This is a genomic window from Anaerostipes sp. Marseille-Q3525 (genome assembly GCF_018223505.1).
Classification (GTDB): domain Bacteria; phylum Bacillota; class Clostridia; order Lachnospirales; family Lachnospiraceae; genus Anaerostipes; species Anaerostipes amylophilus.
Map to the genome: position 1 here is coordinate 1 of NZ_JAGTTT010000001.1, position 12,397 is coordinate 12,397.

The window sequence follows — 12,397 nt, forward strand, 5'->3', positions numbered from 1 at the left end:
CTGACATATCTGTTAAGATAAAATCGGCATATCGGGCGAGGTTTCAACAGGGGAAATTCATGGGAACTACCGCCCCTTATGGCTATATCAAAGACCCTGCCGACCACAACCATCTGCTGATAGATGATAAAGTGGCACATGTTGTAAAAGAGATATTCGACCTTGCATTAAAAGGGAATGGAGTTGCCAAAATTTGCAGACATCTTAATAAACAGCATATCCTACGCCCTGCCGCTTATGCGGCGGAGCGTGGCGAAACAGGCTTTGAACGTCATTTTGAGGGGAACGAGGACAAACGCTATATTTGGAGTGGGAACAGCGTGAGGAGCATTTTAAGAAGCCCGATATATGCGGGAAATCTTGTAGGCTACAAACGGATTGCCGCCAATATGAAAAGCAAGAAACGCCCCTCTAAGCTGCCCGAAGAATGGGAAGTGATACCCAATACCCATGAGGGAATAGTCACGCAGGAGGAATTTGATATTGTCCAACAGCTTATTACAAGTCGTAGGCTTCCACAGAACAAGGGAGGATTTGTAAATATTTTTGCAGGCGTTATCAAGTGTGTGGACTGCGGATGTGCTCTGCGGGCAATGAACGTACACAGGAGGAAACGCCCAGAGATTATCGACTGTGTACAGTATTCATGTAATAATTATGCAAGAAACGGAAGAAGCGAGTGTAGTGCCCACAATATAGAAGCAAGGGATTTATTCAATGCCGTTCTTGCCGACATCAACTGTTTTGCGGATATGGCAGTGAATGATGAAAAGGCGGTCAGGGCCATAGAAAAGCGGCTCACGGAAACAGACCAGAGCAGGGCGAAAGCATTAGAGAAAGAACGTAAGAAGCTGAACAAACGCCTTGCGGAACTGGACAGGCTGTTTTCCTCTCTCTACGAGGATAAGGTCATGGAGCGTATTACCGAGCGGAATTTTGAGATGATGTCGGGGAAATACCAGAAAGAGCAGCTTGAAATTGAAGCAAGGCTGAAAGAGGTGACGGAAACTCTTAATGAAAGCTACGAGAAATCACGGGGAATCCGTGACTTCCTCGCCCTTATCCGAAATTATCAAGGCTTAAAAGAACTGGATGCAACAGTTATAAACGCACTCATAGACAAGATACTTGTTTCGGAGCGTGAGAAGATGGCAGACGGAACAGTGAAGCAGGAAATCAAGATTTACTATAAATTCATCGGCTTTGTCGATGAATTACATATCATACCTACAAAACGGTGGGCAGCAATGCCCGCTAAAAATTGTACGGTGTGCGGCGTTGAATATGTCCCGGGCTCTGGTGCATCAAGGTATTGTCCTGCTTGTGCCAAGAAGATACGGAGGGAGAAATCAAACGAGAGCAAACGCAGGAGCAGAGAACAGAAAAGGATAGCATGTATGAACTGTCCGCAAAAAATGACCGACTGAAGTAGCACAGGCAGTAAAAAAAGGACTGAAAGTAGTAAAATTCTTCCCAGCAGAACAAGCAGGTGGAAGTTGGATGGTCAAAGGAGATCTTGTGAAGGCAGGAGATTTTGATAAAATTGAACAGTTAACAAAAGAAGCGAAGAAATTAGCACAAGGTATTCGATAAAAATATTATAAATTGCACTCCATATATTCTTATATAGAAAAAAAGCAGCGGTATCGAAAATGGATACTAGCTGCTTTTGTATATTTAGATAATATATATGAAAACACCCAAGAGAGGCAAGAAAGAGATTGATTGATTCATTACCTACTATATAAATTGTGTTCTGAAGGAATTTTTACGCACAACCTCCGCATGCGGCACATGCAGAAGGAGTTGTAGCGCAGCCTCCCTGGGCGGTTTCTCTTAGTTCAGCCGGCAGTCGTTTGCCGACGATATACATCGCGTTTAACATTTCATCAAACGGGATCAGCTGACGGATTCCAGATAAGGAAATCTCAGCTGCAATGATCGCATTTGCAACCCCAGCAGCGTTACGGTTCTGGCATGGATATTCCACCAACCCGCCAACGGGGTCACAAACAAGACCTAACATATTCATTAAAACGGTAGAGGCAGCTCCAAGACATTGTTCTGGATCACCGCCAAGCAGTTCGACAATGGCAGAAGCAGCCATCGCAGAAGCAACACCGACTTCCGCCTGACACCCGCCGACAGCACCTGCAACCGTTGCATTTCTCATAGCAAGATATCCGATCGCACTGGCATTAAACAGTGCCTGAATGATCTGTTCATCATCTAATTTATGAACTTCCTGAAGTCCAAGTAAAAGTCCAGGAACGATTCCGGCAGACCCTGCGGTTGGGGATGCTACGATCAACCCCATGGATGCATTCGTCTCAAGAGTCGCCATCGCATAGATCATACTTTTTTCTAACAGATCACCACAGATTCCAAATCCAGAATGATACCGGGAAGCAATCTTCTTTGCCTCGCCACCGATCAGTCCACCCATGGAACGAACCGGTTCTTTGATCGGAGTAAAAGCAGCATTTTTCATGATCTCAAGAACTCTTGCCATTGCATCATGAACTGTATCAGCTTCTTTTTCCCCTTCTACGATCTCACGCTGTCTCATCACTTCGGAGATTGGAAGATCATGTTTTTTACATAAATCAAGCAATTCATTTGCGTTTTTAAAATCCATAATATTTCAGTCTCCTTTCTACAGCTGAATGATCATAACATCTGAGACATTTGGGCTTTTTGTGATCTCGTCTGCGATGTTTTCAGGAAGAAGACCATCGGATTCAACGATAGAATAAGCGGTATTTCCTTTAGATTCTCTGAAAAGACGCATAAAAGCGATATTAACATCCTGATCACTTAGACATTTTGTGATATAAGTAACGACGCCAGGTTTATCTTTCTGAATCACGATCAAGGTACTGTATTCTCCAGTAAAATCGACTTCTACATCATTGATACGGCAGATCCTGGCTTTTCCACCGCCTAAAGATTCCCCACGGATCATGATGTGATCTCCGTTTTCATTTGTCATTAAGATATCCACTGTATTTGGATGGACATCAGTTTCTATTTCATTTGGTACAAAAGAGAAATCAAGTCCAATGTCTTTTGCAATCTCGAAAGAATCACGGATTCTCATATCATCGGTTCCAAATCCCATGATTCCACCTAATAAGGCACGATCCGTTCCGTGTCCATGATAGGTTTTTGCAAAAGATCCATAGAGTGTAAATTGAACTTTTTTCAGTGTACCATTTAACATTTTTCTTGCGAGAAATGCGATCCTTGCAGCTCCAGCTGTGTGGGAGCTTGAGGGACCGATCATATTTGGCCCCATAACATCAAATGCACTGATAAAAGACATAAATTAAGCCTCCACTGTATCTTCTTTTAAGATAAATTTCTTGTAAATAGAATCTACGACGATTCCGATCGCATTATCTCCGGAAATGTTACATGCAGTTCCGAAGGAATCCTGTGTGATATAAAGTGCGACCATTAAAGCACAGATTGGTCCGTTTGTATCTCCTGCTGTTGTACCAAATACCATGTAAAGGAAAGGCAATGCTGTCATGATAGATCCACCTGGAGCTCCAGGAGAAGCGACCATTGCAACACCAAGTGTCATAATAAATGGAACGACAGTTGCAAGACTGATAGGTAACTGGTTCATCAGACAGACAGCAGTTGCACATGCTGTGATCGTGATCATAGAACCTGCCATGTGGATATTGGCACAAAGAGGTACGACAAAGTTACGGATCTGAGAACTGACTTCGTCATTCTTTGCACATTCCAGATTAACAGGAATTGTGGCAGCAGAAGACTGAGTTCCTAAAGCTGTAGTATAACCAGGAACCTGATTTTTAATAAGAGTCAGAGGGTTCTTTTTGCTGATAGAACCAGCAACTGTAAACTGGATCGCGATACATACAAAGTGCATTAAGATGACAACTAAGAATACTTTCCATAAGATTCCAAGGATCGCAAATGTTTTTCCTGACTTTGTCATATCTGTAAATGTACCGCAGATATACAGTGGTAATAAAGGAATGATCGTTTTGTGAAGTACTTTATCAATGATCGTTGAAAAGTCACTCATTCCGTTGTAAAGGCTGTTTCCAATTTCTTTTCCTTTCATTGTGGATAAGCATAATCCTAAAATAAAAGCAAGAACAACTGCAGATAATGTATCAAATAGTGGTGTGATCGTCAGTGAAAAATAAGGTTTCAGTGATGCATCAGCAGTTGCAGCGATCTGGTCTAATGCCCCAGAAGTCATAAAGTGTGGGAACAGATTTGATGATACAAGGTAAGAAGCTGTACCAGCAAGTAAAGTAGACCCATAAGCAAGAGCAACCGTGATCAAAAGCAGCTGTCCAGCACCTTGTGACAGATCAGCGATACCCATTGTTACATAAGCAAGGATCATCAGTGGAATGATGAACTTTAAGTAAGTGCTGAAGAATCCAGATAATGTAACAACAAAGCGGCAAAATCCAGTTGGAAGGAATTGTCCAAACAGGATACCAATGATAATAGCAATAATAAGTTTTGGTACCAGACCAAGTTTAAATTTTTTCTTTTCCATTTTTTTACTCCTCTAAAAGTATAATCACATATCATCTTAATTTATTTAATGTGCACAAAAAAATGTTTGACGTCTTTATGTTTGTATTGTATCATCCACATATAGATGAATCAAATTCATAGATTTAATAGTAACATTGAAAATTATTCATAATAGTACAAAGGAGAAGAAATGGAATTCCGTCAGATACAGACATTTATGCAGATATCACAAGTAAAAAACTTCTCGAAAGCCGCAGAATTACTGGGCTATTCGCAATCAGCAGTCACTGTTCAGATCCGTCAGTTAGAGACAGAATTAGGAGTCAGGTTATTCGACCGAACAGGGAAAAAAGTGACACTGACACCAAGCGGAAAAGAATTTTGGATCCATGCAAATAAGATTATTGATGAAATGTATAAGGCAAAAGATGCAATGAATGATACTGCAGAGTTAAAAAATCCATTACATATCGGAACGATCGAATCCCTTTGTACGGTAAAATTGCCAGAGATTGTAGAAAAATTTCGCAATGAACATCCACAAGTAAGGATCCAAATAACGATTGATTCACCAGAAAAGTTGATTCAGATGATGGAGCATAATGAACTCGATGTCATTTATATTCTGGACACACCAAGATGGGATAAAAACTGGGTAAAAGTCTTAGAGGAAGCCGAGCCTGTGATCTTTGTATCTGCACCAAATTATAAATTCACAGGGGAAAAGGATATCAAAGTAGAAGAAATATTGAATGCACCATTATATCTGACCGAACGAAATGCCAATTACAGACAGGCATTAGAACAGGAATTATCCTTGCGAAAACAGACGTTATCACCGGTTCTTGAATGCAGTGATACCGCATTTATCAAGAAAATGCTAAAGACAGGAAAAGGACTTTCCTATCTGCCATTATTTGTTGTAGAAAAAGATATCAAAGAAGGGAAAATTGCCAAATTAGATGTCAAAGATATTGATATTACGATGTATCGTCAGGTGTTTTATCATGCGAATAAATATATGACGAAAGAGATGGAGAAATTTGTGGAGTATTGTAAATTCTGATTTGTAGATAGTGTTGCATTCGTTAACAGAAGTTAAAAGAGATCAAATAACACCGATTGAACTAAATCGCTGTGCGATGACCTGCCAAGAATGAAGCGGGATACCAGACTTCCTCAGCTTCTTTCGATGAAACTGTGCCGGAAACTTTTAAACTGCAGGCAGTATATTTCGAAGCTTCGGGGAAAATCTTGTGAATTGTCCACTCTATAGATTTCTGGTATATGATAAAAAATAAATAAGCAACCGAAAGCGATGCATTGGAATTTTGCCATATTTTGAATAAATTCGCAGCCCAATTGGACGAATGTCTGAGCTTCAAAGATTTTTGTCTTAGACAAAACTCCAGAGCGAGTTTTCGTAGGAAATTGGGCGGATCAGCGATTTGTTCAAAATATGAGCAAAAATTCCACCGCATCGCTTTCGGTTGCTTATTTATTTTTTATCATATACTCGAATTCTACAGTTGGCCAACTATTAACTTAAAATTTAATACCATCCTCCAGAAAAAGTAACAATCTGCCCAGTCATATAACCTGGTGCTTCTGCCACATGATAAACCATTTGTGCCGCCTCTTTCGGGCTGGCAATATAATCTGCCGGAATCTCATCTTTGATCATAGCCAGATCTTCTTCATCAAATTCTGCATTCATTTCCGTATCGATCATTCCAAAAGCAATGGCGTTCACCTGAATATTACTAGCAGCAACTTCTTTTGCTAAAGCCTTTGTAAATGCATTGATTCCACCTTTTGTAGTAGAATATAAAACTTCGCAGGATGCACCTGCTTCGCCCCAGATGGAAGAAATATTGATGATTTTTCCTTTATGATAATGAAGCATGTGTGGAATGATATTTTTACAAGTTGTAAATACGGAAGTTAAATTTGTGTTGATCATTAAATTCCAGTCATCGATGGTTACATCTGTGAACAGTCCAACTTGGGAAATGCCAGCATTGTTTACAAGACAGTCAATTTTTGGAAAGACTTTCAGAGATTCCGTGATCATTTTATCAACAAACAAAGGATTGCTGATATCACCGCAAAAAGACAGGCAGGATACAGAATGAGAAAGGATTTCTGTTTTTAATGAATCAAGTTTTTCAGGGTGACGGAATCCATGGATAATGACATTCCAGCCCTGAGATGCAAAATATAAGGCGGTTTCACGGCCGATTCCGCGGGAACTTCCGGTGATCAGTACAGTTTTCATTGGTATACCTCGTTTCGTTTATAAATCTAGTGTTTTAAGAAAATATTAAGACGATTATAACATAGAGGATTGTTGAAATAAATCGAATAATTTGATATACTTAACGAAGTTTATACACGGAAGGAGCAGAAAGATGGCGAAGAAGAAAAAGAAGAATAAGCTTGGTGCGAAAGCGATATTTGCCAGAATTCTTGTAGTGATACTGGTGACAGCCATCGGTGGAGTTGCAAGTTTTTTTGGGTTTAAGACATATTTTGCAAGTAAATTCAAAAAAGATAAGAAAGCTGAGATTGCAAAGCAGTTAAAAGAAGAAAGTAAAGAAAAGGTAGACGTTGGAATGATCCAGACAGGAAATTCCATCGTGATCCGAATTTATCATAATAGAAACCAAGAGATGATTTTTGTTCCATTACGTCAGGATATGACATTAAAACTTACAAAGAGCGGTAAGAAGGCGGTAAAGGAAACTCTTGGAACAAATGTAAGCGAGGCGACGGTTGCAGATGTTATCAAAGCAACGAAGGAAGACGGAGCTTTGATGAAAAAACAGGTGGAGAATACACTTGGAATTACAATTAATTCTTATGAATTGTTATCACGCAAGAAGTTTGTAACATTGATAAATAAGGCGGGGGACATTAAAGTAGAATTTGATCAGGCAATGTCTTATACTGATTCCACAGACAAATATGTTACATTGAATGAGGGTGAGAACAGTCTGAATGGAACAGCTGTTTATTCACTGATGAGTGAAACTGATATTTTTGAAGACAAGAACCAGCAGGCAGAACTTACAGGTGAGATTTGTGTAGCTGTTGCTGCTGCATTGAACGATAAATCGTTATCTGAATATAAAGAATATGCACAGGAATATTTTGATGCAGTTGATTCTGATGGGTCTTATGAAAATGTAGAAAGCTATCTTAAGAGAATTCGCCAGATTAAAGATAAGAATCTAAACTTCAAAGTGTTAGATGGAACAGAAAGTAATGGAAAGTTCAAACTGGATACAGATGAAGCCAAGAGAGTTTTTGATGAGATGTTATCTGAAGATGGAGATTTAAGTTCTGCATTAAGTTCAAGTACAACAGAAGCAAAGAAAACAACAGAAAGTTCGTCATCATCCAAGAATATTTCTATTGAGATCCAAAATTCAACATCAATTTCCGGATTAGCTGGAAGATGGAAAGATAAACTGTCAAGTGATGGATATACAGTGGGTTCTGTTAAAACATACAGAGAGGGATCACTGACACATACGAAGATCATTGTTGAAGACAAGTCTTTAGGACAGGATTTAAAGAGTTATTTTAAGAATCCAGAATATACAGTTGGAACAGTAAGCAGCGGTGCAAGAATCTGTATTATTGTTGGAACGGAAGATGAAATTTAGTAAATAAGGTATAATATAAAAGAGATGTTTTGAAGAAAGATAGCTTCGAAACATCTCTTTTTTACGATAAAACAGGAATTTACTGCAATGAGACACAGGAGTTTGCTTAAAGTTTGTATGTTTTTTGCTAAAAATTTGTATAAAATCCACAATATCATGTAAAAATTACTAAATTTTTCTTTTTTTTTTGGTTAAAATGCTGTATAGTAAAAGAAAAGGTTGAACGGCAAATATGAAAGGTTGATAAAAGGATGATTTCAAATCAGATATTAAAAGAGACAATTAGTGGAATGAAAGAAGTGACTGGAATCGATCTGTGTATTTTAGATCTGTCCGGTCGTATCGTAGTAACAACAATGGAGGTTCAGGAATCTTTGACAGAACATGCTACAGAATTTGCAGAGTCTATGGCAGAGAGTCAGGTAATCGATGGTTTTCAGTATTTTAAGATCTTCGATGAACAGAGATTGGAATATATTCTTCTTGTGAATGGAATGAGCGAGAATGCGTATACGATTGGTAAACTGGCGGTGATGCAGATTCAGAACCTGTTGACAGCGTACAAAGAACGCCTGGATAAGGAGAACTTTGTAAAGAATTTGTTAAGAGATAATTTATTATTAGTTGATATTTATAATCGCTCTAAGAAGCTTCATATTGAAGTTGAGCAGAGAAGGGTAGCATTTCTGATTCAGGCAGAATATGAGAAGGATCAGAATCTGTTAGAAGCTATGAAAGAAGTTGAGACAGATGGAGATACTGATTTTATTACAGCAGTGGATGAGAAGAGTATTGTATATGTGACACCAGTTAATGGAGAAGAAGGACAGACAGAATTCCTAGCACATGCCAGGGAGATTGTGAAGGGCTTGAATGAATATGGTATCAAAGAAGTGAAGATTGCAATTGGTAACATTGCAGAGACGATCAAAGATGTTTCAAGATCATATAAGGAAGCACAGATCGCATTGGAAGTCAGTAAGATTTTCTATGAAGATGCTCAGGTGATCGCATACAATCAGCTTGGAATTGGAAGACTGATTTATCAGCTGCCTCTTCCATTATGCAAGATGTTTATCAGGGAAGTTTTTGGAGATTATTCTCCAGATTCTATTGATGCAGAGACATTAACGACGATCGACAAATTTTTTGAGAATAACCTGAATGTATCCGAGACATCCAGACAGTTATTTATTCATCGTAATACATTAGTATATCGTCTGGACAAGATTCAGAAGAATACGAATCTGGACTTAAGAAACTTTGAAGATGCTATTGCATTTAAAATAGCACTGATGGTAGTCAAATATATGAAACATATGGACACAATGGATTAGAATTATGATGATCACATTAAAGAATGTAACGAAGGAATATGATAAAGGGAATACAGGACTTACCAATGTATCACTTGATGTAGAGAAGGGCGAGTTTGTATTTATCGTTGGCAAAAGTGGTTCAGGAAAGACGACACTTATGAAGCTTTTGCAGAAAGAACTTGAACCAACAAGTGGTCAGATCATAGTTAATGGACAGAATTATAAAGAATTAAAACGCAAGGAACTTCCGAAACTTCGAAGGCAGATGGGAATGGTATTTCAGGATTTCCGTCTGCTTAAGGATCGGACCATCTTTGAGAATGTGGCTTTTGCGCAGAAAGTTGTAGAGGCTCCAAACCGCTATATCAAGCGTCAAGTGGAGAATATGCTTGACATGGTAGGACTCAAAGATCGTATGAAAGCATTTCCGAATGAATTATCAGGAGGAGAACAACAAAGGGTAGCGATTGCCAGAGCACTTGTCAATCATCCGGTATTACTGCTGGCAGACGAACCAACAGGGAATCTTGACCCTGTGACGGCAAGGGAAATCATGGAACTTTTGTCAGAGATTAATAAGAAAGGAACAACAGTATTGGTTGTTACACATAATCGTGAACTTGTGAATGAGATGGGAAAACGAGTTATCCAGATCGAAGATGGACAGATACAGCAGGATGAAGCTAGGGGGTTCTATGATATTTAGAAGATTTTTGTATGGAATTAAGGAAGGCACAAGAAATATTTTCAGGAATAAGATGTTTTCACTGGCATCACTTGGAACGATCATTGCTTGTGTCTTTTTGCTTGGAACTTTTTTATCAGTTGCATTAAATGTCAGATCAACGATGCAGCAGATGGAACAATCGGTTGGAATTTCTGTTTTTTTTGATGAGGGAATTTCAAAAGAAAGAAAAAATGAGATTGGAAAAGAAATACGTCAAAAAGAAGATATTGCTACGATGAGGTATGTATCAGCAGAAGAAGCATGGGAAATCTATAAGAAGGATGTATTTCAGGGAAATGAAGAACTTTTAGAAGGATTTGAAGGAAACAACCCATTAAAAGAATCTGATTCCTATGAGATCACATTAAAGGAAGTAGAATCATATAAAATGGTGGTATCACATTTAGAGAAGATTGATGGTGTCAGAAAAGTCCGTTACTCTGAGGGAGCAGCAGAAGGAATGACAAAGATGAATACGATGGGGAGCTATATTGCAGGAGCAGTGATCGTGATACTGATGGCGGTTTCTATTTTCCTTGTGAGCAATACAGTTTCTGTCGGAGTAGCAGTAAGAGAAGAAGAGATAGCGATCATGAAACTTATAGGTGCAGCAAATGGATTCATTAAAGCACCATTTCGTGCAGAAGGAATCATTATTGGTGTAATCGGTTCGTTGATTCCGACAGCTGTGATCTTTGCAGGTTATGAGGGTATCATTTCATGGATGAATGATAAATTCCATGTAGTTACAGTATTTATGAAGTTTGTACCGATTCAGGAAATTATGATATACTTATTACCATTATCTTTAATAGTTGGGATCGTGATCGGGTTGCTTGGAAGTTCTATTACGATCCGAAAGTATTTAAAAGTCTAGGAAGGTGAGACTATGAAAAGGAGATATCATATAGGAATTGTCCTGATGATGTTGTCTGCAATGCTTACATTAAATGTTTATAAAGTATCCGTCTGGGCAGTGGACAAAAAACAACAAGTTCAGAATGAAAATAAAAAACTTCAGGAAAAAAATAAAAAAATACAAAATGAGATCAAAGAGCTTGATGAGAAAATGACAGCAAGTCATGAAACTTATGAAAAGTACAGATCAAAGCTTTCTTCCGTCCAAAAAGAACTGAAAGATACGCAGGAGCGTTTGCAAGAAGCAAAACAGTCGAAAGAAGAACAGTCAAGGATTATGAGCAAGCGTATTAAATTTCTTTATGAGAATGGGAATATGGCTTATATGGAAGTAATCTTTGAAGCAAGCAATTTTCAGGAATTTCTAAGACGGGCAGATTATGTCTCAAAGGTTTCAAAATATGACAGCAATATGTTTTTGAAATTACAGACAACGGAAGACACAATTCGGATCGCAGAAAGCCGTTTAAAGAAGGATTACCAAACAGCAAAGACGTTAACAGCGCAGGCAAAAGTAAAGAAAGAGAAGTTAGATCAGGCCGTTGCGAAGAAACAAGAGAAGATTGTATGGTATCAGAAGAAGCTAGCATCAAACAGTGCATTGCTTGCTGCATTTGAAGCAGAGGAGCCAGATCAGAAAGATTTGGATATGGCTTCTGTAAAAGAATCAGCCAAAGAATCTAAATCAGATACTGGTACATCAGTAGGTTCAACAAGCAAACGGCCATCACAGACAAAACCGTCGGCATCTGCGACAACAGCGAAGAAGAATAATACAACAACTACTTCTTCTGGAAATCTTGGCTGGCCGGTTCCATCCTGCCACAGTATTTCATCTGGATATGGATACCGCATCCATCCAGTGACAGGAGTAAGGAAATTACATGCAGGAATTGATATTCCCTGCTCGACAGGATCAACGATCGTGGCAGCAGCATCTGGGACAGTCATAGATGCAGGATATAATTCTTACAATGGAAATTATTTAAAGATCAGTCATGGAAATGGGTTGGAAACAATGTATCTTCACTGTTCAAAACTTCTTGTATCTTCAGGTTCAAGAGTCAGCAAGGGACAGACAATTGCGAGATCAGGGGCAACAGGAATGGTGTCAGGAGCTCATTTGCATTTTGTTGTGAAAAAGAATGGAAATTATGTAAATCCTCAAAATTACTTATAATAACATGTGTTCAAACAGAATACATTACATAAAAGAAAGGAACTAATTT

General features: G+C 38.7%; 11 protein-coding genes and 1 pseudogene. 8 read left to right on the top strand and 4 right to left on the bottom strand.

All coding sequences use genetic code 11. The features are described 5' to 3' along the window. Positions 1 to 1,427, top strand: a 1,427-nt coding sequence (locus KE503_RS00005) for a recombinase family protein (RefSeq protein ID WP_212384239.1), incomplete at its 5' end; no start/stop codon positions are given. After that, a pseudogene (locus KE503_RS14920) lies at positions 1,420 to 1,593 on the top strand (bifunctional 4-hydroxy-2-oxoglutarate aldolase/2-dehydro-3-deoxy-phosphogluconate aldolase); the annotation flags it as partial. The gene KE503_RS00005 and the pseudogene KE503_RS14920, both read left to right, overlap by 8 nt. A gap of 175 nt (positions 1,594 to 1,768) precedes the next feature. Here KE503_RS14920 and sdaAA read toward each other — a convergent pair. The 3 genes from sdaAA to KE503_RS00025 are packed head-to-tail and all read right to left on the bottom strand — an operon-like array spanning position 1,769 to position 4,552. Beyond that, entirely contained in the window at positions 1,769 to 2,638 is an 870-nt protein-coding gene (gene sdaAA, locus KE503_RS00015; RefSeq protein WP_212384240.1) for an L-serine ammonia-lyase, iron-sulfur-dependent, subunit alpha, read from the bottom strand. An 18-nt stretch (positions 2,639 to 2,656) separates the two neighbouring features. Further along, positions 2,657 to 3,325, bottom strand: coding sequence for an L-serine ammonia-lyase, iron-sulfur-dependent subunit beta (sdaAB, locus tag KE503_RS00020; protein ID WP_212384241.1), 669 nt, complete (start codon positions 3,323 to 3,325; stop codon positions 2,657 to 2,659). A 3-nt stretch (positions 3,326 to 3,328) separates the two neighbouring features. Then, positions 3,329 to 4,552 carry a dicarboxylate/amino acid:cation symporter gene (locus tag KE503_RS00025; protein ID WP_117944495.1) on the bottom strand — a complete coding sequence of 408 codons (1,224 nt, stop codon included), beginning with the start codon at positions 4,550 to 4,552 and terminating at the stop codon, positions 3,329 to 3,331. A 171-nt stretch (positions 4,553 to 4,723) separates the two neighbouring features. Between KE503_RS00025 and KE503_RS00030 the strand changes: the two genes are divergently transcribed. After that, positions 4,724 to 5,599 (top strand): LysR family transcriptional regulator, encoded by an 876-nt coding sequence (locus KE503_RS00030; protein WP_212384242.1) that lies wholly within the window; start codon positions 4,724 to 4,726, stop codon positions 5,597 to 5,599. 486 nt (positions 5,600 to 6,085) lie between these two features. Here KE503_RS00030 and ymfI read toward each other — a convergent pair whose 3' ends face one another. Next, the gene (ymfI, locus tag KE503_RS00035) at positions 6,086 to 6,811 is read right to left on the bottom strand and encodes an elongation factor P 5-aminopentanone reductase (protein WP_212384243.1); all 726 of its coding nucleotides are present in this window, start codon (positions 6,809 to 6,811) and stop codon (positions 6,086 to 6,088) included. 133 nt (positions 6,812 to 6,944) lie between these two features. On the opposite strand from ymfI, the gene KE503_RS00040 reads away from it, so the two are divergent. The 5 genes from KE503_RS00040 (at position 6,945) to KE503_RS00060 (ending at position 12,348) form a co-directional block, all read left to right on the top strand. After that, positions 6,945 to 8,204 carry an LCP family protein gene (locus tag KE503_RS00040; protein WP_022375360.1) on the top strand — a complete coding sequence of 420 codons (1,260 nt, stop codon included), beginning with the start codon at positions 6,945 to 6,947 and terminating at the stop codon, positions 8,202 to 8,204. A gap of 251 nt (positions 8,205 to 8,455) precedes the next feature. Then, on the top strand, positions 8,456 to 9,541 hold the full coding sequence (locus tag KE503_RS00045) for a PucR family transcriptional regulator (protein WP_022375359.1): 1,086 nt from the start codon (positions 8,456 to 8,458) through the stop codon (positions 9,539 to 9,541). 7 nt (positions 9,542 to 9,548) lie between these two features. Beyond that, complete coding sequence (gene ftsE / locus KE503_RS00050) at positions 9,549 to 10,229, top strand: cell division ATP-binding protein FtsE (RefSeq protein ID WP_117944535.1); 681 nt, start codon at positions 9,549 to 9,551, stop codon at positions 10,227 to 10,229. Continuing rightward, positions 10,219 to 11,127: a permease-like cell division protein FtsX gene (ftsX, locus tag KE503_RS00055; protein WP_055197701.1), complete on the top strand. Its 909-nt coding sequence runs from the start codon at positions 10,219 to 10,221 to the stop codon at positions 11,125 to 11,127. The genes ftsE and ftsX overlap by 11 nt, the downstream gene beginning before the upstream one ends. Before the next feature lie 12 nt (positions 11,128 to 11,139). After that, positions 11,140 to 12,348 (top strand): murein hydrolase activator EnvC family protein, encoded by a 1,209-nt coding sequence (locus tag KE503_RS00060; protein ID WP_212384244.1) that lies wholly within the window; start codon positions 11,140 to 11,142, stop codon positions 12,346 to 12,348. Positions 12,349 to 12,397 lie beyond the last annotated feature (49 nt).